Origin of the sequence: Myxococcus sp. AM010 (assembly GCF_013372585.1) — a bacterium.
Lineage (GTDB): Bacteria > Myxococcota > Myxococcia > Myxococcales > Myxococcaceae > Myxococcus > Myxococcus vastator.
The window spans coordinates 58,063-79,068 of sequence record NZ_JABXEO010000031.1 but is presented as its reverse complement, the minus strand read 5'-3'; the positions used below and the strand labels follow the sequence as shown (position 1 = coordinate 79,068).

Sequence of the window (21,006 nt, the reverse complement as noted above, 5' to 3'; positions counted from 1 at the left end):
CCCGGACGATGAAGTTGGCCGTCACCATGAAGATGATGAGCAGCACCAGCACCACGTCCACCAGCGGGGTGACGTTGATGCCGGTGATTTCGTCGTCGTTGTCCTGCGCGCCGCCCGCCATGGCCTAGCGGGCCTCCGCGGCGCGCGCCGCCGTGGCCGTGCTGGCCGCGGGGCGCTCGGCGCGCATGCTGCCGACCAGGGCGTAGCCCAGGGCATTGGTGCGGCTGGTGAGCGTCTTGAGCTGGCGGTTGAAGACGTTGAAGGCCACCACCGCCGGAATCGCCACCGCCAGCCCCACGGCCGTGGCGACGAGCGCTTCGGAGATGCCCGCCATGACGGTCTGCTGCATGGCCCCGCCGCCGCCCTGGGCGTTCATCTTCCCCAGGTCGTTGAAGGCCTTGATGATGCCCAGCACCGTGCCGAACAGCCCGATGAAGGGCGCGTTGTTGCCCAGCGTGCCCAGGTACGACAGGAAGCGCTCGTACTGGGGGCGCTCGCGAGACAGCGTGGACGCAATCACCTGCTCCACCGTGTCCGCGCCCTGGTCGGCGGAGGCCAGGGCCTCGCGGATGATGGCGGCCTCCATGCCCGTCTTGCCCTCAATGGCCTTGCGGGCCACGTCGTACTCGCCGCGGGCCAGCCGCACCGCCAGGGCCTCCGAGTCCGGCAGCCGGTGGCGCGCGAAGTACACCGTGCGCTCCAGCATGATGGCGATGGAGAGCACGGAGAGGATGACGAGCACCCAGAGCACCCACTCGGCGGAGGTGAGCGTCACGCCGAGCAGTTTGCTGCTGAGCCAGCCAAGCTCGGTGTGACTCGTCTGGGCCAGGGAGAGGAAGGGCGTCATGGAGGGAAGCCTGGGTAAAGGTGGGTCACGGGGTACTCGCAACCCGGTTGCCAACTTGCGGGCCCATGTCTTGTTCCCTTGGCGCGGAAAGTCAAATGGAACGGCTCGGGTGGGGTGTCGCCCTCCCGGAAGCGGACGCTCAGGCGCCCGCCCGGGTGGGACGGCTCAGGGGCGCTGGGCGGGGACGTCGGTCAGGGCGGGATTCCGTTCAATGGCGGGGCCCAGCACCGCGTCAATCCGGCGCAGCAGCTCAGGCTCCAGCTTCACGCCCGCGGCCTTCACGTTGTCGTGCACCTGCTCCGGCCGGGAGGCGCCGACGATGGCGGAGGAGACGCTGGGATTCTGGAGCACCCAGGCCACGGCGAGCTGGGCCATGGAGAGGCCGGCGTCCTTCGCCAGCGGGACGAGCTGCTGCACGCGGGTGAGCACGTCGTCCGTCATGAAGCGGGTGATGCCGTAGCGGACGGCGTTGGCCTCCGTGGCGCGGCTCCCCACGGGGGGCGCCTGGCCGGGCAGGTACTTGCCGGTGAGGACGCCCTGGGCGATGGGGGACCAGACAATCTGCCCCAGGCCCGCTTCGTCGGAGGCCGGGATGACCTGCGGCTCGATGACGCGGTAGAGCATGGAGTACTGCGGCTGGTTGGAGATGAAGGGCACGCGCAGCTCGCGGGCCAGCGCGGCGCCCTGGCGAATCTGGTCGCCCGTCCACTCGGAGACGCCGATGTACAGCGCCTTGCCCTGGCGGACGATGTCGGCGAACGCGAGCATCGTCTCCTCCAGCGGCGTCTCCACGTCGAAGCGGTGGGCCTGGTACAGGTCCACGTAGTCCGTCTGGAGTCGGCGCAGCGAGCCGTCGATGCTCTCCAGGATGTGCTTGCGCGACAGGCCGCGGTCATTCTTCCCGGGGCCGGTGGGCCAGTACACCTTGGTGAAGAGCTCGTAGCCGGCGCGGCGCTGGCCCTTCAGGGCCCGGCCGAGCACTTCCTCGGCGCGGGTCGCCGCGTACACGTCCGCGGTGTCGAAGGTGGTGATGCCCACGTCCAGCGCCGCGCGCACGCAGGCGAGCGCGGCCTCCTCCTCCACCTGGGAGCCGTGGGTAATCCAGTTGCCGTAGGAAATCTCACTGACGACGAGGCCGCTGCGGCCGAGCTTGCGGAAGTGCATGGTGCGCGCCAGCCTAACCGTGGGCCTCCTGGCGCGCACGGCCGCGGACGGGCCACCATCCGCCGGCCCACGCCACCCAGGCGACGTAGACGAGCTGGAAGGGGATGCGCAGCCAGAAGTACCAGTCCGGGAAGGGCAGCACGTGGGCGGCGGTGTTGGCCTGGGCCTCGTGGATGTTGGCGGGGAGGATGGCCAGCAGCAGCGCGATGAGCCCCAGCGCCGCGAGCCGGCGCGTGCGTGGCAGCAGCAGCCCCAGCCCGCCCGCGACCTCCGCTGCCCCGGAGAGGTAGACCCAGAACGCGGGTGACGGCAGCCGCGGCGGAACCATGGCCGCGTAGCGCGCGGGCATGACGAAGTGCATGACGCCCGCGCCCACGAAGAAGAGCCCCGCGGCGACCGCGGCGCGCGCCCCGGGCGTGGATAGCGCGGGGAGGCGCCGCAGCGGAGGCAGGTGCAGCAGCAGGAAGAAGGACAGCAACAGGATGGCGAAGGACATGGGGTGTGCTCCTGAAGAGAGGCACGGGAGGGTGGCCTGCCGTGCCATTGACTCCAGGATGGGGCCCCTGTGCCGCCGTCGGCTTGAACGAACTGGCTGCGATGTGAGACGCGCGTCGTGCGGCCTCCGGTCTCGGTGCTACCGCTGGTCGCGCGGGTGGGCGTGGTGGGCCTACCCACCACGACAGTTGCGGCGTTGGTGGTCCACTATCCAGTTTTGTCTGTGATGTGGTGTTTGCGTGAAGCTTTGGCGCCGCCAGTACTTCGTGAGCGTGTTCTTGCTCCTCGCCGTGGGCGGCTGCGGGTCGGCCACCGTCAGCACCGCAGCCGGGAAGCCTTCAGCGAAGTGGGTGGGCCCGGCCATCCCGAGCCCGGCCGGCGGGAAGGTGCAGACGACCATCTACTATGGCCCTTGGCTGTGTAGTGCCTCGCTGCTGTCTCGCTGCGAGCGCCGGTGCGTGGCCGAGGGGCGTGCGCCCTTGCTCGGCTGCATAGGGCTCGCGGACATCAAGGGCGACTGGCAGGGGCGATTCATGGCGCTCCCGGCGGCGGCAGGTGGGCGTTTGGCCGTTACCCACTGCTGCTGCGACTACCCGACTGTCAGCGACCTCCAGCGCCGCCGCCGCACCTGGAACAATGCGCGAGTTGGCTTTCGCGAAGCGTGGGGAAACGAATTCGGCGGCTGGCCGCAGTCGGACGGGCGCAACTGGCCGGGGCACCACATCTTCGACTTGTTTCACGGCGGCCACCCAACAGCGCTTGCGAACGTGTTGCCAGTGCCTCCGCTCGTGCATGACGTCTTCAGCGGGGCCTACCCGGCTTGCTATAGTCGCGGCGGCCGATGGCGCTCTGTGGGGCCGGACAGGCCCTACGTGGACTAGCGATGGCCATTGAGTCACTGCTCGCGGAAATCTCACGGGCGCATTTCCCGCACCCTCCGGCGACGCCAGAGCGGATTGCTACCTTCGAGGCGCGGATGGGGTGGCGCCTGGACGAAGACTTGCGCGCCTTCTTCCTGCACTGCGACGGCGCGGAGCTGTTCGAGCGGCTTCCCGAGGCAAACTACAGCATCCTCTCGTTGGCGGGGATTGAGGAGGCGACCCTTCGGCTCCGCCGTCGCGACCACAGCGATGGAGAGGACGCCTGCTGGTATCCACTGGTGGACTGTCAGGACTCCGACTTCGTACTGGTCGATGTGGCGCGCCCCGGAGGCCCGTACCCTCTCCTCGACGCCTACCACGAGACGTACCCGCGCGAGGTGCGGCGAGTTGCCGGCTCGTTCCGCGAGTTCCTTGAGCGCGCCCTGGCGAGTGACGACCAGTTCTTCTGGCTGGAGGAGTAGCGGGCTTCGTCTACGACTCCGTCAACCGGAATCGGGGCAGGCTCACATCGACGTCTTGCGGCTTGAGGTTCCACTCATCTGTTCGGCGCTCTAACTCCTGGGCCTGGTCGGTGGTGGCGCGCCGGTGCGGCCCTGCGCCTGGACGCGCGGTCCACGGCGCTGAAGTGATGACGGCGTGGTGCCGAACATCCGCCGGAAGGTGCGCGTCAGGTGCGCCGCATCCGAGAAGCCGGCCGCATGGGCGGCGTCACCCAAGGTGCGACCCGCGGCGATGGCGCCCGCGGCCCGCTGGAGCCGGAGCCACAGGAGGTAGGGCCGCAGCGGCACACCGACGGATTCGGTGAACGTGTGCATCAGCCTGCCGGGCGAGAGGCCCGCGACCTGGGCCAGGGCTTCGAGCGAGGTGTCTTCCGGCGCGGCCTCCGCGCGCAGGTGGCGCAGCAGCTTGCGCACGCGCGGGTGGAGGTGGCGGGGGGGTTCGGGCGCTCCGGAGAGGGCGGCCAGCGTGGACTCCATCCATCCGCCGACCGCTTCGTGCGCCAGTGCGCCCGCCGTGGGCAGCCCGCCGAGGAGGGCATCGCGCTGCGTCGTGCCGAACAGCCGTAGCGGACCGTCGAGCGCGGCCTGGAGTCGCGCGCCGTCGTCGCTCTCGGGCTCGATGAAGAGGATGACGACCTCGCTGCCGCGCGCGTCGAGCGCATGGGGAAGGTCCGGGCCCACGAGCACGCCGGCTGCCTGCTCGGCCGTCTTCCGGCCCTGCGCGCGGACGGACAGCTCGCCCTGTCGGCACAGCACCAGATGCATGGCGTGGTGGGCGTGCTTCGTCGTCACGTCGCCGGGGCCCCACATCGCCAGCGCGGTGGGCCACACCACCAGCGGCATGTCCGGCCATGGCGCCTGGGGCGCCAGTTCTGGAGGGCGGGCGAGGAGCATCCAGGAGCTGGGTTTTAGCAGCAGTCCGGTGGGCGTGATGGCACTTGGGGACAGTGGGTGGGCCGTCTTTGGCGCGCGAGGCGGCACCTGGGGCAGCCTCGCGTGAAGGCGCGGCCATGGGCACTTCCACCGCGGGGATGCCGCGTCGGTGTCCGCGAGGCTCGGGCGATCCGTGCCGGCCAGCGGGAGGGGGCGTCAATGCACGGCGGGAGGAGACCGCTCACACCCGGACCGCGACGGCTGGGCGTCGCGTCGCTTGTGGGGAATGGGCCGAGTAGTCGACACTCGGCGCTTCATGGCTGCCAGTGAAGAACGCCGCTTTCAGGCCCTGGTGCTCTCGCCCATCCGGCGCGTGCAGCGGCGCCTCAACGCGGTGGCATGGGCGGAGGCGGGCATCGTCCCGATGTGGGCCACCGCCACGGCCTGCGTGCTGGCCCGGCTCCTCCTGCGCGGCGCCTTCGTCTGGGCCCTGCCGCCGCTGCTGGCGCTGGGGCTGGGCGCGTGGCTCTGGCGCGCGCGTTCCCGGCGGGTGTCGTTGGAGCAGGCGGCGGTGCTCGCGGACCGGTCGGCGAACGCGGGCGGGCTGCTCCTCACCCGGCTGGAGCGCCCGGTGGGGGAGTGGGAGCTGGCCGTCAATCAGCTCGCGGGTGGGGTGAAGCCTCCCGACGTGAAGTGGCGACGCCCGGCCGCCGCGCTCGCGGGCGCGGTGCTGTTCGCGGCGGCGGGCTTCCTGTTGCCCTTGTCCGCGCCACGAGGCCGCGCCGTGAATGCCGCCGCCGCGGCGAAGGTGGCCGCGGTCCAGGCACAGGCGGAGGCGCTCGCCAAGGAGGAGGTGCTGGAAGAGGCTGTCGAGGACGAGCTGCGGCGCCTGGCCGAAGAGGTCGCCGAGGGCCGCTTCGACGCTGGAGACTGGGAGGCCGCCGACGCGCTGGAGAAGCGGCTGTCCGAGCAGGCCGCGGAGGCCGCCGCGCAGCTGGCCCAGGCCGCCCAGGCCGCGCGGGCGTTGGAGGATGCGCTGGGCGCCGCGGGAGGCGCCGAGGCCGCCACGCGTGAGCGCGAGGCGTTGGAGCAGGCGCTGATGGCGCTGGAGGGCGGCGAAGAGGGCGGCGCGTCCGACGACGCGGAGGGTACGGGGGAGGGCGGGACGCCGCGTGAATCCGAGAACGGCGAAGCGGCACAGGCGGAGTCCGCGCGCGCATCCGGACAAGGGACGCAGGGCGCAGAGGGACAGCAGGGCACGGAAGGTTCGCGGAGCGCTCGCTCCGGTGAGGCGCGGGCCGCTGCCCGCGCGCGGGCCTCCGGTTCACCGGACCAGGTTGCCAGCCTGCGCGAGGCGCTGGAGCGCAGGCGTCAGTCGCTGGAGAACCGCTTCGATTCGAACGGTCGCAACGGCACCGAGTCGCAGGCCCGTCGCCAGGGTTCTGGCGGTCGGGGCTCGGGACAGGGGCGCCAAGGCCAGGGGCAGTCGGGGCGCGGCGGCGAGGGCGAGGGGCAATCCGGCGAGGGCGAGGGGCAATCCGGCGCGGGCCAGCAGGGGCATGCGAGCCGGGGCGTGCAGCGCGGCGCGGGTGTGTCACGCGGCGGCGGAAGCCAACCGCTCGTCTTTGGCGACGAGGCGGAGATGGACCCGGAGCGGCTCGCCTTCGAGCCGCTGCCTCCCGGGCAAGGGGGCGACGAGGGCGAGGAGCTCTGGGGGCTCCGGGCCGCGGACCCTCGGCGGCGCGCGGGACCGGCCGGGCCTGGCGGCGCGCAGGGCACCCAGGCGCGGGGTGATGCGACGGCGGGGCCCGGTGCGGCGCCGCTGCTTCCCCGCAACCGGGACATGGTGAGGCGGTACTTTGGTGGCGAGTCGTCTGGAAGGGGGCAATGACGTGGCAGCAGAGCTTCTCAGTCCCGCCGAGGCACAGGGAGCGGCGGAGGTGGCGGCCCGGCTCAAGGACGAGCTGAACACCGTCATGCTGGACCAGGAATCCGTCGTCGAGCAGGTGGTCGTGGCGGTGCTCGCGCGCGGGCACGTCCTGCTGGAGGGTTTGCCCGGTCTGGGCAAGACGGAGCTGTGCAAGGCGCTGGCGCGGTTGCTGTCGCTGCCCTTCCGCCGCATCCAGTTCACCCCCGACCTGCTGCCCGGCGACATCACCGGCACCTACGTGCTGGAAGGCGACGGCCGCCGCGACTTCGTCTTCCGCGAGGGCCCGCTCTTCGCCAGCCTGGTGCTGGCGGACGAAATCAACCGCTCCAGCCCGAAGACGCAGTCCGCGCTGCTGGAGGCCATGCAGGAGCGCAGCGTCACCGTGCTGGGGCAGACGCGTCCGTTGCCCGACCCCTTCTTCGTGCTCGCCACGCAGAACCCCATCGAGCTGGAGGGCACCTATCCGCTGCCCGAGGCGCAGCTCGACCGGTTCCTCTTCCGCATCCAGGTGCCCCCCGTGGGCGCGAAGACGCTGCGCGCGCTGCTCACCACGCGCGTGCGTGGCGCGCCGCCGGAGCTGTCGCCAGTGCTGGACGCGGAGGGTCTGGGCCGCCTCTTCGCCGCCGCGGACCGCGTGCACCTGCCCGGCCCAGTGGCGGATTTCATCGGCCGGCTGGTGGAGGCCTCCGACCCACGCCAGCCGTCGGCGCCCGACGCCGTGCGCCGCTTCGTCCGGTATGGCGCCAGTCCTCGCGCGGCGCTCGCGCTCGCGGCGGCCGGGCGCGCGCTGGCCCTGCTGCGAGGCAGGCCCAACGTGGGCTTTGATGACGTGGTGGCCGCGGCGCCCTCCGCCCTCAATCACCGGCTGGTGCTCGCCTACGAGGCCTCGCTGGAGAAGGTCAGCGCGGCGGACGTGGTGCGCGCGCTGCTCCAGGCCATCCCCGAGGTGCCGCGTGCGTAGCGCGGTGCTGACCGCCAGTGTCCTGCTCTGCGTCCTGGGAGGCTCGCGGGCCGTCGCGACGTCGGTGGCCGAGCCCACGGGCTACGGGTACCGCGATGCTTCCGGAACCACCGATACGCGGGAACACGGCGACCTGCGCGTCACCCACCGGCCCAGTGTGCTGAAGCCGGAGCGCGGCTACACCCCGTTCGATGTCGTGCTCCAGAACTCGGGGCCCGTGCCCCTGCAGGTCCGTTTGACCTTCCAGGGACATTCGAGCTCAGGCCCGAGAACCGCCGAGCGCACGGTGGAGGTGGCGCCGCGTCAGCGGCTCGTCACCTGGCTGTTCCTGCCAGCGGAGGTGCAAGCGGGGAGCCTCATGGTGGGGTCGCCCGGCCAGGCTTCGCTGTCGCCCCTCGCCCACGCCCCCGTCTATCTGGAACGTTCCACGGGTGGGACGGTGTTGGTGTTGGGGACGCTCAAGGACTTCGACGACACCTCGGGGGTGCCTCGGGTGGAGGCGAGCGGCAGCCCGCTGTTCTCCGTGCGCACCGTCGAGCCGCGCGATGCGCCGAGGGAGCTGTCCGGCTACGTGGGCCACTCCGTGGTGATGGTGCCGGGGGACCTGGCTTCCGTGCCCGCGGATGTCTGGGCCGTGCTGGAGGCGTACGTCCTCACGGGAGGGCGGCTCGTCCTTCCACAGGTGTCGAGCAGCCTGACGGACCGTCTGCCGTTACTCCCCGAGGAAGGCTCCAGGGATGCCGTGCCGTATGGCTTTGGCCGGGTGCTGCGGTGTGGCGCCGCGCTCGAATGCGGGCGGACCTTGAATGCGATGCTGGGGGAGGTCATCCCGGGGCCGGTGAAGCCCGCTGGGGACGCGCCTCGGTGGGAGCGAAGCAACCTGCTCGCCGGGGGCGTCGCGCCGCTGCTGGACCATGCCAACACGCCCGTGGGGCGGTTCCTGCTGCTCATCTTCGCCTTCGTGCTGGCGGTGGGGCCGGGTGGGCTGATGCTGGCGCGGCGCCGAGGGCCCGTGGCGGTGCTGGTGGCGGTGCCCCTGGTATCGCTCATCACCTGTGTGGCGCTCGTGACCTGGTCGGTGCTCGTGGATGGTTTCGCCGTGCACGCCGCGCGCTACAGCCTCACCTGGCTGGACGTGGAGCGCTCGCGCGCGGTGACGCTCGGCGTCTCCGCCTGGTACGCCAACGTGTCCGCGGGGCCGGTGCGCTTCCCGGCGACGAGCGCGCTGCTGGCACCGGACAACGCCGACGAGATGCTGGCGGACCTGGACTGGACGCAGGGCCTGACGGTGACGCATGGCTTCCTGCCGCCGCGGACCTACCGTGAGTGGGGCGAGGTGGCCGTGCTGCCTTCTCGCGCCCGGCTCGTCGTCCGAAAGGAGGGCGGCAGCGTCCGCGTCCAGAACGCGCTGGGGTCGCGGCTGGAGCAGGGCTACGTCCGGGTGGGGAACCAGCACTACGCGTTGCCCGCGCTGGAGGATGGCGCGGAAGGGGCGCTGGGCGAGCCGCTGCCCGAGGGCGAGACGCCGGTGAGCCGGTTGTTGTCCGGCGTGGGGGGACAGTCGCTCGCCGAGGGGCGTCTGTCAGGGGGCGAGGAGAACTTTCGCGCGCCGCTTCCGGAGGGGGGCTTCATCGCGCGGCTGGGGGGCTTGGGGCCGGCGCCCTCGTCCGCCGTTGACGTGGAGTTGGAGACCGGCGTCCACCTGGTGCGAGGCCAGTCGGAAGAGGGGCGGCCATGAGCCTGCTGGAGGTGAAGGGGCTGCGGCGCGACTACGGGCCGCTGCGCGCGGTGGATGATGTGTCGTTCCGCCTGGAGGCGGGCAGCATCCTGGGCTTCATCGGGCCCAACGGTGCGGGCAAGAGCACCACGCTGCGCATCCTGGCCACGCTGGACGTGCCCACGTCGGGCGAGGTGCTGCTGGACGGGCACTCGCTGGTGGATGCGCCAGACCGGGCGCGTCCGCTCATCGGCTACATGCCGGACCGGTACGGCACCTACGACGACGTCACCGTCTTCGAGTTCCTGGACTTCTTCGCGCGCGCCTATGGCCTGAAGGGCGCGGCGCGCCGGCAGCGCGTGGAGTCGGTGATGGCGTTCACCGGGCTCACCCCCCTGTCGGACCGGCTCACCACCGCGCTGTCCAAGGGCATGCGGCAGCGCGTGGCGCTGGGGCGCACGCTGCTGCACGACCCGTCGCTGCTGCTGCTGGACGAGCCCGCGGACGGGTTGGACCCGCGCGCCCGCATCGAGCTGCGAGAGCTGCTCCGCGCCCTGGCGGACCAGGGCAAGGCGGTCATCATCTCCAGCCACATCCTCACGGAGCTGGCGGAGATTTGCGACACCTGCGCCATCATCGAGCAGGGGCGTCTGCTGGCCACCGGGAAGGTGGCGGACCTGCTCCAGCAGCAGGAGGCGGGCGCGGCGGTGACGCCCGAGTTGACGGTGCGGCTGGCCGTGGGCGACGCGGGCAACGCCGTCTGGGAGCGCGCGGAGCGGTTGCTCCTGGAGCAGCCGCGCGTGAAGCGTGTGGCGCGGGAGGGGGAGTCGCTGCGCGTGCGCCTGGAGCTGGAGGCGGGCGCGGGCCCCGCGCAGGTGGACGCGGCGGCGGCGGCGGTGCTGGCGGCGCTGGTGTCCGCGGGGCTCCCCGTGTGTGCCTTCAGCGCGCGGGAGCGGAACCTCGAGGATGCCTTCATGACGGTGACGAAGGGGAGGGTGGCGTGAGCGCGCCCGTGGATACGGCGATGAGCCCTCCGGCCCAGGAGCCGACGGCTTCGGGCGGCGGCCGGGTCATGGGCGCGGAGCCCTGGTCTCAGCGGTGGGGGGACCGGCTCAACCCGCTGGTGGTGAAGGAGCTCCGCCAGGGACTGCGCACGCGCGTCTTCTGGGTGTGCTTCGGGTTGATGCTGCTGGCGTGCCTGGCGGTGGCGCTGGTGGCCTACGTGGAGACGCGCGAGGGCGCCTCCTCGCGGCGCGGCCAGGGCTACTTCTTCGCCTTCTTCATCTGCCTGGGGGTCGCGCACTTCTTCGTCATCCCGTACAGCGCCTACCGCTCGTTGGCGCGTGAGCGCGAGGACGAGACGTGGGTGTTGCTGGTGCTCACCGGCCTGGGCCCGCGCCGCATCCTCCGGGGCAAGGTGGCGTCGTTCCTGGTGCAGGCGGCCCTGTATGCCTCCGCGGCGGGGCCCTTCCTCCTCTTCAGCTACTTCCTCAATGGCATCGCGCTGCCCACGATTCTGGTGGTGCTGGCGCTGGGCGGCGCGTGGCTCGTGTTCCTCACGGTGGCCAGCGTGTGCGCGGCGACGCTGGCCGACGGCCGCATGGGGCGTGCCTTCGTCCACTTCGGCTTGCTGGGCGCGCTGGGCATGGCGCTGTTGCAGGGGATGGGCGCGGCCTTCGCGATATCGGAGATGGGCGACCGGTTCCTGCGTGATTCGGACCTCCTCTATCTGGTGGTCCTCGTGTTGCTGCTGATGCTCATGGACGGCTGGCTGCTCTTCGAGGCCGCGGCGTCCCGGCTGTCGCTGCCCACGGAGGACTACACGCGGGGGCCGCGTCGCGCGGTGGGGGTGCAGGTGCTGGTGGGCATGCTCGCCGGCATCGGCATCTGGTGGCTGATGGGGCGCGCGCACACAGTGCCGGAGATGTTCGCGCTCCTGGGCGGCGTCCACCTGATAGGCGTGGGCATGTTCGTGGTGGCGGACGTGGATGGACAGGCGCGCCCGCTGCGCGCGGCCACCCGGCCCTGGTCCGTGCTGCGGCCCGGCGCGCTGCGAGGCTTCCGCTGGATGGTGTTCCTGCTGGGCGCCTGGGGCGCGCTGTTCTGGGGCTTGCAGGTGGGGTCCTCGGACCTGCCGCTGAAGGGCCTCTCCCTGCGGATGGCCACCCTGGCGCTGCCGGCGTACGGAGTGCTCTTCCTGTCGCTGGCGGTGTGGCTGGGGCGGAAGGTGCGCCCGGACCGGCTGGCCACGCCCGCGGCGGTGCGGTTGATGTTCGTGGCCTCCGTGGCGCTGGCCTCGGCGCTGCCTCCGTTGCTGGCGGTGTTGATGGGGTTCGATGGGGATGACCCTGTCCTCAACCTCTTCAACCCCGTGGTGGGCATCGCGAACTTCGCGACGTACGACTACGGGGCGTCCGGGCCGAAGATGTCCTGGGACTTGCTGGGCGCCGTCGTGGGGTTGGCGCTGGTGGCCGCCTTCGGGACGGACCGGATGCTCGTGGAGCGTGAGCGGCGGGCCCACGCGTCGTGAGCGAGCGGATGGACGCCTCCGCCGTCGCGCGGCTGGTTCCGGGGCTGGCCCTGGCGCTGCCCAGGGGCCCCCACCGGGGCCTCTTGGGGGAGGTCCGCGCCACGTCCGCGGGCAGCGCGCTGGAGCTGCATGACTTCCGCGCGTACCAGCCCGGAGATGACCTGCGGCAGGTGGACTGGAACGCGGTGGCGCGCACGGGAGAGCTCGTGCTGCGCATCCGCCAGGACGAGGTGTCGCCGCGCGTGGAGGTGGTGCTGGATGGCTCGCGCTCCATGGCGCTGTCCCCGCGCAAGGCCGCGTGCGCGCGGGAGGTGGCGCTGCTGACGGCGGAGGTGGCGGCGCGGCAGGGGCTGACGCCCACGTTGATGGTGGCCGGTGCCCGGCCGGAGCGTGCGCAGGGGCAGGCGTGCCGGGCGGCCCTGGACGCGGCGGACTTCGACGCGCGGGACGGGCTGCCGGAGTCGCTGGGGCGCCTGCCGCCGCTGCGGCCGTGTGGGCTGCGCGTGGTGGTGAGTGACTTCCTCTTCGAGGCGGACCTGCCGGCGCTGTGCGCGCGGCTGGCGCGGGGCGCGTCCGGGCTCTTCCTGGCGCAGGTGCTGGACGCCGAGGACCTGGACCCCGCGGGTGGGGATGGGGCCCGGCTGGTGGACTCGGAGAGCGGCGCGGCGCTGGAGGAGTTGCTGACGGACGAGGTGCTGGCCACGTACACGCGCCGCTTCGCGGAGCACCAGCGCGGCTTGAGGGGCGCGGCCTTGCGTGCTCGCGGAGCGCTGCTCACCGCGCGGGCGCAGGATGGGCTGGGCGCGTTGGTCGCGGGGCCGCTGCGGCCCCTGTTCCTCGCGGCGGGTGCGTCGTGAGGGGGCGCTGGGTGGACGACGTTGCCTCGCGCCAGGGGCAGGCCGTGGGCGGTGACACATGAGCTTTGGCTTCCCGTGGGGGCTGCTGGCGCTGGGCGCGCTCGTGCCGCTGGTGGCGGCGTACTTCCTGCGGCGCCGGCAGAAGCCGGTGGTGGTGAGCGCGCTCTTCCTGTGGCGCAGGCCCAGTCCTCGCGCCGAGGCGGGGCCCCGCTGGGAGCGCTTCACGCGGGAGGCCTCGCTGCTGCTGGAGGTGCTGGCGGTGGTGGCCGCCGCGCTCTTCCTGGCGGACGTGCGGTGGGGGGAGGCCGCGCGGGCCCGGCACCTGGTGCTGGTGGTGGACGGGAGCCTGTCCATGTCGGCGCGCGGGCCGGACGGCGTGACGGTGTTGGAGCAGGTGCGGCGCGAGGCGGCGGCGCGCGTGGAGTTGGAGGAGGCGACGCAGGTGACGCTGCTGGCCAGCGGCGGCACGCCGCGCATGCTCGCGGGGCCGGAGGCGGAGCCCTCCCGAGCGCTGGCCGCGCTGGAGTCCTTCCAGGCGCGGGGCGCGGACCATGACCCGATGCCCACGCTCATCTGGGCGCAGGAGCTGGCGGGGGCGGGGCGGCGCGTGGCCTTCTTCACGGACGTTCCACCGGAGAACGCGGCCCTGGTGCCCGCGGCCGTGCGGTGGACGGCGCTGGGCAATGCGCGAGGCAACGTGGCGCTGGTCTCCGCGCAGCGGCGCGATGACGGGCCCACGGCCACGGTGACGCTCCGGGTGGCGCGCTTCGGGGAGGGGCCGGAGGAGGTGGACGTTCGGGTCCGCGCGTTGCCAGGGGCCGGCGCGAAGGCCGGTGCGGAGCGGGTGGAGCGCGTGCGCCTTCCGGAGGAGGGCACCGCGACGGTCCGGCTGACGTTCCAGGGAGCGGGCGATGTGGAGGTGTCGCTTCCGGACGACGCGTTGCCCGAGGACGGCCTGGTGCGGCTGCCGCCCGCGCCCACGCGGCCCATCGCGGTGGCGTTGGCGCGGGGACTGGGGGCTCCGGAGCAGGCCGCGCTGGAGCGGTTCCTCGCGGTGTCGCCGGAGGTGGCGCGCGGAGCGGAGGGCGCGGCGACGGACGGGGTGTTGGTGCTGGGACCGCCGGGGACGGATGCGCGGGTGACGGTGGGGGCGGGCGGCGCGCCGCGTACGTTCGTGGGGCCGTTCTTCTCCGAAAAGGGGCACCCACTGCTGGATGACGTGCAGCTTTCGGGCGTGCGGTGGACGGCGGGGGACAATCCGCCGGGAAAGCCGCTGGTGAGCGCGGGGGACGCGGTGCTGGTGTCCGAGGAAGTGGATGGCCGGGTTCACGTCAACGTGGACCTGTCGCGTTCGAACGTGCAGCGGGTGTCCGCGTGGCCGGTGCTGCTGAGCAACCTGGTGCGCGAGGCCCGGCGCACGCGGGAGGGCTTTCCTCGGCGTCAGTTGATGTTGGGTGAGCCGCTGCCGGTGGTGACGCTCGCGGGTGCGCGTTACGCGCTCGTGGGACCGGGGGGCAGCCGACCGGTGTTTGGCGCGGGCGAGGTGACGCTGTCGCCCCCCACCGGGCCTGGGGCCTATTCGCTGGAGCGCGACGGCGACGTGGTGGACACGGCGCAGGTGCTGGCGCTGGACGCCCGGGAGTCGGACCTGCGTGCGCGCGGACGCGCGGACGTGCCGGCACGTGAGGCGGGGGAAGACGACGCGGGAGGCAGCGCGCCGGGCCGGGCCCGATGGCCCTTGGTCCTGCTGCTCGCCGCGTTGGTGGCGGACTTCTATCTCACGCGGCGGGAGTCGCCGGGCGCCTCTGGGACGGGGGTGCCTGGCACTGGGGGCGCGTCATGAACGCGTTATCGGTGCGACGGGACGATTCGATGAAGGCGTGCGAGGTGAGCGCGCGGTGGATGATGGGGCGCCCGCTACCTGTGCTGCTTGGTGCCACCATGGCTTCCAGTCGCTGGAGCCGCGGATGACCTTCTCCCTCCCGCAGGCGTGGGTGCTGCTGCTGCCGCTGGGCCTCTTCCTCTGGAAGTACGGCCGTCGGCCGGGCCCGCCCATGTGGCTGCGCGCCGCGCTGCTGGTGCTCGTCGTCGGCGCGCTCTCGGGCCCCGAGCTGCGGCTGGCCGACGCGGGCAGTGACGTCGTCGTGGTGGTGGACCGCTCCGCGTCCATGCCTCGCGACGTGGACCGCACGGCCCAGGAGCTCGTCACCCTGCTGGAGTCGCAGCGCCGCCCCGGGGACCGCGTGGGGGTCATCACCTTCGGCCGGGACGCGCGCGTCGAGCAGCCCCTGTCCAACCTCGGCGGCTTTGGCGGCTTCACGCGCCCCGTGGACGCGGAGGCCTCCGATTTGTCCGCCGCGTTGGACGCCGCGAGCGCCCTCATCCCCGACGAGCGCGCCGGCCGCGTGCTGGTGCTGTCCGATGGCCGCGCCACGGGCGTGGATGCGCGCGGCGCCGCGCGGCGCCTGGCGGCCCGGGGCCTCGCCGTGGACTGGCGTCACCTCGCCCGTCCCGAGCCGCCGCTCGACGTGGCTGTCGTCTCCGTGGACGTCCCCGCCGCCGTCTCCGAGCGCGAGCCCTTCCAGTTCTCCGCCGTGGTCCATGCCTCCGCCGCCGTCACCGGCACCGTCCGGCTGGAGCGCAATGGCCGCGTGCTCCTCCAGGGGCCCTTCGACTTCCAGCCCGGCCCCAACGTCCTGCCGCTGCGCGACCTGGTCGAGGAGCCCGGACTGGTCCGCTACCAGCTCTCCGTGGCCGCCCCCGGCGACGGCGTGGTGGAGAACGACCGGGGCGTCGCCGTGCTGCGCGTGGAGGGCCCGCCCCGGGTGTTGCTGCTCACGAACCAGTCCCGGGGCACGCTCGCGCAGTCGCTCGCCGCTTCGGGGTTGCAGCTCGACGTGCGCACGCCGTTCCGCCTCACGCTGGATGACCTGGATGGCGTGGGCACCGTGGTGCTGGAGAACGTGGACGCGAACGCGCTCGGCGAGCCGGGCCTCAACGCGCTGGCGGCCTACGTCGAGCAGGCCGGTGGCGGGCTGGTGATGACCGGCGGGCGCAACAGCTTCGGCGAGGGCGGCTTCCGGCGCTCGCCCGTGGAGCCGCTGCTCCCCGTGTCCCTGGAGATGCGCGAGGAGCAGCGCCGCGCGTCCCTGGCGCTGAGCGTGTTGATGGACGCCTCCTGCTCCATGGGGATGACCGTCCCGGACGGGCGGACGAAGATGGAGCTGGCCGCCGAGGGCGTCGTGGCCGCGCTGACGCTGCTCAACCCCAAGGACGAGGTCTCCGTGCACATGGTGGACACGGCGGCCCATGAAATCTTCCCGCTCAGTCCGGTGGAGGCGGGGTTGCCCCTGGACGCCGTCGCGCGTGGCTTCAGCGGTGGCGGCGGCATCTACGTGGGCGAGGCGCTCCGCACCGGCCGCACGGAAATCCTCCGCAGCGAGAAGTCCACGCGCCACGTCCTCCTGTTCTCCGACGCAGCGGACTCCGAGGAGCCCGAGGACTACCAGCGCACGCTGGCCCACTTGCGCGAGCAGGGCGTGACGGTGTCCGTCATCGGGCTGGGCGTGCCCTCGGACCCGGACGCGGAGCTGCTCCGGGAGGTGGCCCACCGGGGCGGTGGGCGCGTCTACTTCGCCGAGGACGCGATGAGCCTGCCGCGCATCTTCAGCCAGGAGACGCTCACGGTGGCGCGCGCCACCTTCGTGGACGAGCCCGCGTCGCTGGAAGGCGCGCCGGACCTGCCGCTGCTCGGCAGGCTGTCCGCGCAAGGGCTGCCCCAGGTGGGCGGCTACAACCTCACCTACCTCAAGCCCCGCGCCAACGTGGCGCTGCGCACCCTGGACACGAATGGCGCGCCCATCCTGGCGATGTGGCCGCGAGGCGCGGGGCGCACGGTGGCCTTCACCGCGGAGGTGGACGGGCCGTACACCGGCGAGCTGCGGACGTGGGCCTCCCTGCGCGCGGCCCTGGAGGGGATGGTGCGCTGGACGCTGGCGGGCGCGGCGCCCGTCGGGGACGCGGTGGTGCGCACCGAGCGGCGGGGGCACCTGCTGCGCGTGACGCTGGACCTGCCGCCGGGCGAGGCGCTGCCCGGCGCGGCGCCGACGATGGTGCTCCTGCCTGGCGACGGACGCGCCGCGCCGGTGGAGCGTCCGATGCGCTGGGAGGATGAAGACCGGCTCGTCGCCGAGTACCCGCTGGAGGGCAGCGGGACGTGGCACCCGGTGGTGCGGCTGGGCGCGAAGGTGCTGCGCGCGCCGCCCGTCACGCTGCCCTACGCGCCGGAGTTCGAGCCCGGCTCCGCGAAGGCGGGGCTGGAGCTGCTGCGCGCCATCGCGGCCGTGGGAGGCGGCGTGGAGCGCCTGTCCATGACGGGCCTCTTCATGGAGGCTCCGGAGTCGCTGGGCCGCGTGGCCCTGGCGCCGTGGCTGGTGGCCCTGGCGCTGGCCCTGCTGCTGGCGGAGGTGGCCGTGCGCCGCTTCCTCTCCGCGCCCCGGCTGCGTGCGTCGCGGACCCGCGAGCGCGCCGTGGCCGTCCCCGTGGCACCCGGGGCGTCCTCGGCGCCGTCGCACGCCCAGGCAACACGGACGGCCCAGACGTCCGCTCCGCCCACCCACGAGGGCGACGCGGCCGTGACACCAGCGAAGCCGGCCGAGGGGAGCGTGGACTCCGCACTGGACGCCGCGCGAGCCCGGGCCCGGAGGCGGCTGGACCGTTGAGACGAAGGCGTGGGGAGAGGTGCGGGCCGCCCCGGACAGGAAGGGGCTGGCACAGGTGAGGGCGACTGTCCGCGGTGGGTACGAGTCGCCCCGAACAAGAAGGGGGGATCGGAGATGTGGGGCGACCCGCGCCCTGCGAAACGCACAGGGTGAATGAGTGGATACACGAGCAGTGTATGATTTGCAACACGAACCTAAAATTATCCGTGGGTGGAATGTGGTGCGGTAGCGCACGTCCTGGCCGGGCCGAGGTGTCGGGCACCCGGCAGCGGGCGCGCGTGGCTCCCGCCACTCAACATCCGCGGCGTGCCGGAAGGGCCGTGGGAGCTGCCTCGCGGCGGAGGCTTCGTAAAGAGGGCGCATGAACGTGCTCTCCCGACGCTCGCTCGGCGCGGTGGCGCTGCTGTTCCTGGTGGACTGCGCACACCGCGCGCCCTCGGCCGCGCCGGAGCCCGAGGTCCCATCGCCGCCGCTGCCGCCCCCGGACCTGAGCTTCGACGTGCAGCGCTACAGCACCGTCATCGGCTGGCCGGAGGGGACGCAGCCGGTGGCGCCCGACGGCTTCGAGGTGACGCGGTACGCGGACGGCTTCCAGAACCCCCGGTGGATGTACGTGCTGCCCAACGGCGACGTGCTGGTGGCCGAGGCCGCCTCCCTGTTCAAGGACGAGGAGGACCGCGCGGAGGCCATCGAGACGGGGAAGGTCCGCTCGCAGAACATCGGCACCAGCGCCAACCGCATCACCCTGCTGCGGGACGCGGATGGAGACGGCCGCCCCGAGGTGCGTGAAGTCTTCCTGGAGGGGCTCAATCAGCCGCTGGGCATGGCGCTCGTGGGCAACCAGCTCTACGTGGCCGTGGGCTCGGCGAGCAACAACGCCGAATACGGCCTGAAGGAAGAGGAGCGCCGGGTCATCCAAGGTGGGTGCGCAGCTCCTGCTCCAGCTTCGCGCGGGGCTGGGCACCCAGCAGTTGCCGCACGACCTTGCCCTCCTTGAAGAGCAGCAGCGCCGGGACGGAGCGGATGCCATAGCGCATGGCGGACTCTGGGTTGTCGTCCACGTCCAGGCTCGTCACCTTCAGCCGTCCCCGGAAATCAGCGGCAATCACGTCGAGCACGGGGGCGAGCGCGCGGCACGGCGGGCACCAGGCGGCCGTGAAGTCCACCAGCACGGGCTCGGGTGACTCCAGCACCTCCCCTTGAAAGTGCGCGTCGTCCAGCGGGATGACGTGGGTCGTCATGGTGTGTCCTCCTGTCGCGGCCGGGCGCGTGGGCCCGGCCTGGGTGTGGACCCAGGTGTAGTGGCCTCGACGGAAACGGACGAGCGCCCGCGAGGGAACGCTGTGTTGCGCGAGGTCCCTTTACCGATTCCGCGTGGACGTGGGCTCGGTGGCGTCATCCCACGGGAGCGCGGCGCCGCGTTCGCTCAGCAGCGACAGGAAGGCGCGCACCTTGGGCGGGAGCTGCCGCCTGCTGGGGTAGACAGCGAAGACGGGGATGCCCGGCGGCGTCTCGGCTTCCAGCACTGGCACGAGCAGCCCGCCGCGCACGTCCTCGGCGACGAGCGAGGCGGGCAGCCGCACCACGCCCAGGCCCGCGCGCGCGGCCGCTTGTCCCGCGCGCACGCTGGGAACGCGCAGGCGTCCCGTCACCGGATGGCTCTTCGCGCCGCGGCCCTCGCCGAAGAACCAGACCTCGTCGGTGCCGGGCGCGGCGAGCACGACGCAGGCATGACCTTGCAGCTCCGCCGCGGTCCGGGGTGTCCCTTGCCTCGCGAGGTAGGCCGGGCTGGCGTAGTAGCCGGTGCGAAGGCGCCCGAGCCTTCGGGCCACCATGGCGGAGTCCGCGAGCGGGCCGGTCCGCAGCGCCAGGTCGTACTCCTCGGAGATGAGGTCCACGTGCGCTTCAGCGAGTGAGACTTCCACGCGGAGCAGGGGATGACGCAACAGCAGCTCCGCGATGAGTGGGGTCAGCAGCTCGCCCAGCAGTGAGAGCGTGGCGATGCGCAGGGTGCCCTGCGGCGTGACGCGCGACTCGCCAAGCGCGCGGTTCACCTCGCGCGCCTCCGCCACCAGCCGCGCGCAGTGGGCGTGGTAGTCGCGGCCCACCTCCGTGAGCCGGAGCCCGCGCGGGTTGCGCTCGATGAGCCGGACGCCCAGCCGCTCCTCCAACGCCGCGAGGCGGCGGCTCACCGTGGACTTGCGCAGCCCCAGCCGCTCCGCCGCGGCGGTGATGCCTCCGGTCGCCACGACTTCGGTGAAGAGGAGCATGTCATCCAGGAGGGGCGGGCTCGCGGGCACCCGGTGAGCCTACCAGGGGCGCTCAGGGCGCCAGATGCAGCTGGACATTAATAATCCGTCAGTCATTTAAAATAAGAAATTCTTGAATAATGTTTCACGCGGCTGGAGCCTCGGCCTCCCCTGGCCGTGTCCGGTGAGCACCGCTCTCCGGGTTCGCGGCCCATCCCCCCGAGGACGCGATGAAGACGCGATTGTGGTTGCTCCTGGTGCCCGCGTTGGTGGCGGCCGGCTGTGGTCCCATCGACGCGGAAGAAGAGCCCGTCATCGACGAGCTGACCGGTCAGGTGCTGCTGGAGGCCACCACGAAGTACGACATGCACCGGCTGCTGGAGGACACCGACATCACCGGGAGCCAGTGGGTGACCACCGCGCAGGTGCAGGCCTTCCTCCAGCAGAACAACTCGTTCCTGGCGAACTACCGGGACCCGGCCTTCAACAACAAGACGGCCGCCGCGCTCATCGTCGAGCGCTCCAAGGCCTTTGGCATCAGCCCGCTGTACATGCTGGCCCGCATCCAGGTGGAGTCCAGCCTCATCCAGAGCGGCAACTCCAACAACCTGGCCAAGGCCACCGGCTGTGGCTGCCCGGACACCAGCGGCTGTGACGCGCAATACGTGGGCTTCGGCAAGCAGATTGACTGCTCCGCCAAGAAGCTGCGCGGCTACCTGACGGACCTGGACGCGGGCCGTCCCACCATCTCCGGCTGGCGCGTGGGCGTGACGAAGTCCACGTCGGACCCGTGCTCGGTGCGGCCCGCCAACAAGGCGACGGCGGCGCTCTACACGTACACGCCCTGGGTGGGCGCGTATGCCCTCCAGTGCGGCCGCACCAACGTGGGCGGCTCGTCGCTGGTGGCCGTCGTCTACCACCGCTACGAGTCGGCCTATGCCTGGGGCTCCGCCTCCGGCTGCTTCTCCGAGACGGCCGGCGCCACCTTGCCGGAGCTCGGCTGCGTGCAGAGCTCGTCGGATGCCATGTGGCGGCAGTGTCAGTCGGGCGCCTTCACCGCGGGCAGCGTGGCCAAGCCCACGAACTGCACCGCGTCCTATGGCTGGTGCTCCTCCGCCACGCTGGGCCGCTCGGTGCCGGTGCGCACCTGCGTGCAGTCCACGGGTGATGGGCAGTGGCACCAGTGCGGCGCCAACAGCGCGTGGCTGAGCGCGCCGAGCGCGCCCATCTCCGGCGCGGGCCCCGCGGGCTCGTGCTTCGCGATGTACGGCCTCTAATCGT

The 21,006-nt window shown here is 72.5% G+C and carries 18 protein-coding genes; 11 read left to right on the top strand and 7 right to left on the bottom strand.

Annotated elements, in window-relative coordinates:
• From HV826_RS16595 to HV826_RS16580, 4 genes are all read right to left on the bottom strand, one after another.
• The coding region (locus tag HV826_RS16595) for a biopolymer transporter ExbD (protein WP_176418000.1) at window positions 1–121 on the bottom strand (121 nt) is incomplete at its 3' end.
• 3 nt (window positions 122–124) lie between these two features.
• Window positions 125–847, bottom strand: coding sequence for a MotA/TolQ/ExbB proton channel family protein (locus HV826_RS16590; RefSeq protein ID WP_176417999.1), 723 nt, complete (start codon window positions 845–847; stop codon window positions 125–127).
• A gap of 165 nt (window positions 848–1,012) precedes the next feature.
• A complete protein-coding gene (locus HV826_RS16585; RefSeq protein ID WP_176417998.1) occupies window positions 1,013–2,011 on the bottom strand; it encodes an aldo/keto reductase family protein in 999 nt (332 codons plus the stop codon).
• Between the two features lie 13 nt (window positions 2,012–2,024).
• Entirely contained in the window at window positions 2,025–2,507 is a 483-nt protein-coding gene (locus HV826_RS16580) for a DoxX family membrane protein (protein ID WP_176417997.1), read from the bottom strand.
• A gap of 840 nt (window positions 2,508–3,347) precedes the next feature.
• Here HV826_RS16580 and HV826_RS16575 point away from each other — a divergent pair.
• Window positions 3,348–3,848: an SMI1/KNR4 family protein gene (locus tag HV826_RS16575; protein WP_176417996.1), complete on the top strand. Its 501-nt coding sequence runs from the start codon at window positions 3,348–3,350 to the stop codon at window positions 3,846–3,848.
• 90 nt (window positions 3,849–3,938) lie between these two features.
• Here the strand turns inward: HV826_RS16575 and HV826_RS16570 are convergent, their stop codons facing one another.
• Complete coding sequence (locus HV826_RS16570) at window positions 3,939–4,781, bottom strand: AraC family transcriptional regulator (protein WP_217917451.1); 843 nt, start codon at window positions 4,779–4,781, stop codon at window positions 3,939–3,941.
• Window positions 4,782–5,076: 295 nt separating this feature from the next.
• On the opposite strand from HV826_RS16570, the gene HV826_RS16565 reads away from it, so the two are divergent.
• From HV826_RS16565 to HV826_RS16525, 9 genes are all read left to right on the top strand, one after another.
• Window positions 5,077–6,651 carry a hypothetical protein gene (locus HV826_RS16565; RefSeq protein ID WP_217918654.1) on the top strand — a complete coding sequence of 525 codons (1,575 nt, stop codon included), beginning with the start codon at window positions 5,077–5,079 and terminating at the stop codon, window positions 6,649–6,651.
• A 1-nt stretch (window position 6,652) separates the two neighbouring features.
• Window positions 6,653–7,651 carry an AAA family ATPase gene (locus tag HV826_RS16560; protein ID WP_176417993.1) on the top strand — a complete coding sequence of 333 codons (999 nt, stop codon included), beginning with the start codon at window positions 6,653–6,655 and terminating at the stop codon, window positions 7,649–7,651.
• Window positions 7,644–9,389, top strand: a complete 1,746-nt coding sequence (locus tag HV826_RS16555; RefSeq protein WP_176417992.1) for a hypothetical protein — start codon at window positions 7,644–7,646, stop codon at window positions 9,387–9,389. Before HV826_RS16560 ends, HV826_RS16555 begins: the two co-directional genes overlap by 8 nt.
• Window positions 9,386–10,372, top strand: a complete 987-nt coding sequence (locus HV826_RS16550) for an ABC transporter ATP-binding protein (protein ID WP_176417991.1) — start codon at window positions 9,386–9,388, stop codon at window positions 10,370–10,372. Before HV826_RS16555 ends, HV826_RS16550 begins: the two co-directional genes overlap by 4 nt.
• Window positions 10,369–11,898, top strand: coding sequence for an ABC transporter permease (locus HV826_RS16545; protein WP_176417990.1), 1,530 nt, complete (start codon window positions 10,369–10,371; stop codon window positions 11,896–11,898). Before HV826_RS16550 ends, HV826_RS16545 begins: the two co-directional genes overlap by 4 nt.
• 8 nt (window positions 11,899–11,906) lie before the next feature.
• Window positions 11,907–12,755: a DUF58 domain-containing protein gene (locus HV826_RS16540; protein ID WP_176417989.1), complete on the top strand. Its 849-nt coding sequence runs from the start codon at window positions 11,907–11,909 to the stop codon at window positions 12,753–12,755.
• Between the two features lie 58 nt (window positions 12,756–12,813).
• Window positions 12,814–14,598, top strand: a complete 1,785-nt coding sequence (locus HV826_RS16535) for a BatA and WFA domain-containing protein (RefSeq protein WP_176417988.1) — start codon at window positions 12,814–12,816, stop codon at window positions 14,596–14,598.
• Between the two features lie 124 nt (window positions 14,599–14,722).
• Window positions 14,723–17,476, top strand: a complete 2,754-nt coding sequence (locus HV826_RS16530; RefSeq protein ID WP_176417987.1) for a VWA domain-containing protein — start codon at window positions 14,723–14,725, stop codon at window positions 17,474–17,476.
• Between the two features lie 361 nt (window positions 17,477–17,837).
• Window positions 17,838–18,473 carry a hypothetical protein gene (locus HV826_RS16525; protein ID WP_255217259.1) on the top strand — a complete coding sequence of 212 codons (636 nt, stop codon included), beginning with the start codon at window positions 17,838–17,840 and terminating at the stop codon, window positions 18,471–18,473.
• Here the strand turns inward: HV826_RS16525 and trxA are convergent.
• The gene (gene trxA, locus HV826_RS16520; RefSeq protein ID WP_176417986.1) at window positions 18,388–18,717 is read right to left on the bottom strand and encodes a thioredoxin; all 330 of its coding nucleotides are present in this window, start codon (window positions 18,715–18,717) and stop codon (window positions 18,388–18,390) included. The two genes, HV826_RS16525 and trxA, sit on opposite strands and share 86 nt — an antisense overlap.
• Before the next feature lie 120 nt (window positions 18,718–18,837).
• Window positions 18,838–19,746, bottom strand: a complete 909-nt coding sequence (locus HV826_RS16515; RefSeq protein ID WP_176417985.1) for a LysR family transcriptional regulator — start codon at window positions 19,744–19,746, stop codon at window positions 18,838–18,840.
• 209 nt (window positions 19,747–19,955) lie between these two features.
• On the opposite strand from HV826_RS16515, the gene HV826_RS16510 reads away from it, so the two are divergent.
• Window positions 19,956–21,002 carry a hypothetical protein gene (locus HV826_RS16510; protein ID WP_163782581.1) on the top strand — a complete coding sequence of 349 codons (1,047 nt, stop codon included), beginning with the start codon at window positions 19,956–19,958 and terminating at the stop codon, window positions 21,000–21,002.
• The last annotated feature ends 4 nt before the right edge of the window (window positions 21,003–21,006 follow it).